Genomic DNA, 2,240 nt, shown 5'->3' with positions numbered 1-2,240 from the left:
GTTGCGCCGCACCTGCGGCATGGAACGCGCGCCCTCCGGCGCGGCGCCGCTGCCGCGGCCGTACCGGTTGCTGTTCTGGTCACGGGACCACCCGTCGGGCCACTCGTTCATAGGGTGCAGTGTGCCTGCCGCCGGGCGCTCCCATACAGGGCGGGGGCGGGATCGGGCCGGGGCTGTTGCAGAGCTGATGCATTGCGCCGGGGCGTAGGGGATGTAGGTCGACAAAACGCCTATAACGGGCGTGGGTCGAGTGGGGTGCGAGGGCCTGCCGGGCCAGGGGCGGGTCGGTCGGGCGACGGCGATTTCCGGACAGGTCATAGGCTGGTGCCATGACTGAACTCGTCACCAACAGTCCGGAGGGCGAGCTTCCGGGCAAGCCGACCTCCGTCTCGCGCACCACGTTGTCGCACATCATGACCGCGAGCGAAACGAACCTCCTCGGCACGGTGCACGGTGGCGTGATCATGAAGCTGGTCGACGACGCGGCCGGCGCGGTGGCCGGACGCCACTCCGGCGGCCCCGCCGTGACGGCGTCCATGGACGAGATGGCGTTTCTCTCGCCGGTCCGCGTGGGCGATCTTGTTCAGGTGCACGCACAGTGCAACTGGACGGGACGGACGTCCATGGAGATCGGCGTCCGCGTCATGGCGGAGCGCTGGAACGAATCCACCCCCGCCACCCAGGTCGGCTCCGCCTACCTCGTCTTCGCCGCCGTCGACGAGAACGGCTCGCCGCGCCCCGTGCCCCCCGTCGTCCCCGAGACGGACCGCGACAAGCGCCGCTACCAGGAGGCCCAGATCCGCCGCACCCACCGCCTCGCCCGCCGCCGCGCCATCAAGGAACTCCGCGACCGGCACGCGGCGGAGGGGCAGGGGTAGCGCACCCGGGCCCCTCGCCCGAGCGGAAGCCGTCCCGTGACACGTTGAAGCACGGGGGGACCGAGATGGGGGAGCGGTTCATGGCCGAACTCCGTGCCATGCACCTCGAAGGCCGCCCGCGACCCGCCGACGGTGTCCTCGCCGAACTCACCCGCGCCTACGAACGCGCCGTGTCCGAGCGCTGAACGTCACGGACCGGCCGTCCGGCGCCCCGCCCTCAGGACGCCGTCCGCCCGGCCCCGTCGGCCCGGCGGCACAGCGGGCCGGCGACCACCCGCGCCAGGGCCGCGATGCCGACGCCGGCCCCGGTGCCCAGGGCCGCGACCAGGACATCGCCCATGTCGGCCACCCGGCCGGCCCGCATCAGCAGCTGGGCCGCCTCGATCGTCACCGACAGCCCGATCCCGCACAGGAACGCGGCCGCGCCCGACACCCGCGGCAGGACGCCGCGCAGCAGGAGAGGGCCGGGCAGGAAGAGGGCGGCGTTCGCGGCCTGTTGTCTCAGCAGTGACGGGAGTTCCCCGGGGAGCGGGAGCGCGCCGGGGGTGAGAAGGGGCCGACCGGGCAGCCACCAGACCGTGGCGTCGCCGGAGCCGATCGGTTGGACGGGGGCCAGGGTGACGGCCAGGACCAGCAGCAGCCAGGCGGCGAGCAGCGTCCCGGCGGCGCGGCGCGGGGCGGGGCTCTCCGGGGCGTGGGCCGCCCACAGGACGAGGGCGAGCGCCAGGGCGAGGGACGTGGTGAGGAACAGCGCCGCGGTGCCGGGCGTGACGCCCTCCAGGACCTGCCACATCGTCATGCCCTCCTGCCCGTGCCCGTCGTCGGACCCTTGCGGCTCTGGTGTCCTGTGCCGTCCTTCCGGCCCTTCCGCCCGGTGGTCCCCTTCCGGACCTGCCGTACCGCGACGAACTCCGGGCCCCGACGCCCCGCGACACCCTCCGGCCTCCGCCGCCCCATGACGAACTCCAGAACGTGCCCCACAGCGCGGACCTCCACAGCGTTCCGGTGGCCGTCCCGGGGGATCAGCCGCAGCTCCACTTGGTGACGTAGTCCCTGGTGCCCGGGGCGTGGTCCGGGCCGGTGAGTTCCATGACGCCGCGGATGCACTCGCCGGGGAGTATCTGGACGCGGCCCGAGAGCAGGGCCGTGCCGTGGGCCGTGCGGAGGGTGCCGAACCAGCCGGGGAACGCGGTGATCCTGGAGTTCCTGCGCTGGTAGCCCAGCCGTACGGTGAGTTCGGCCGGCGGCGGCCAGGACGCCGTGTCGTACCGCCGGTAGCGCACGGTGTAGACGCCGTCCCGGCCGACCGGGCCGCGCAGGCACAGCTGTCCGTGGCTCAGTCCGCCGCAGCCGGCCGGGGCG

At 73.9% G+C, this 2,240-nt stretch carries 3 protein-coding genes; 1 reads left to right on the top strand and 2 read right to left on the bottom strand.

Annotation, left to right across the window (positions count from 1 at the left end):
- The first annotated feature begins 329 nt into the window (after positions 1 to 329).
- Entirely contained in the window at positions 330 to 878 is a 549-nt protein-coding gene (locus AC51EU_RS29800) for an acyl-CoA thioesterase (protein ID WP_496270204.1), read from the top strand.
- Between the two features lie 217 nt (positions 879 to 1,095).
- Here the strand turns inward: AC51EU_RS29800 and AC51EU_RS29795 are convergent, their stop codons facing one another.
- Positions 1,096 to 1,677: a VanZ family protein gene (locus AC51EU_RS29795; protein ID WP_496270203.1), complete on the bottom strand. Its 582-nt coding sequence runs from the start codon at positions 1,675 to 1,677 to the stop codon at positions 1,096 to 1,098.
- A gap of 223 nt (positions 1,678 to 1,900) precedes the next feature.
- Positions 1,901 to 2,240 (bottom strand): hypothetical protein (locus AC51EU_RS29790; protein ID WP_496270202.1); only part of this gene is annotated, 340 nt, incomplete at its 5' end.

The organism is Candidatus Streptomyces philanthi, assembly GCF_059553635.1.
This window is presented reverse-complemented; position numbering and strand designations above follow the sequence as displayed.

What these genes read in the sequence shown, in the direction of transcription:
- AC51EU_RS29795 (WP_496270203.1), bottom strand. Translation starts at nt 1,677, where the DNA reads ATGACGATGTGGCAGGTCCTGGAGGGCGTCACGCCCGGCACCGCGGCG.
- AC51EU_RS29800 (WP_496270204.1), top strand. Translation starts at nt 330, where the DNA reads ATGACTGAACTCGTCACCAACAGTCCGGAGGGCGAGCTTCCGGGCAAG.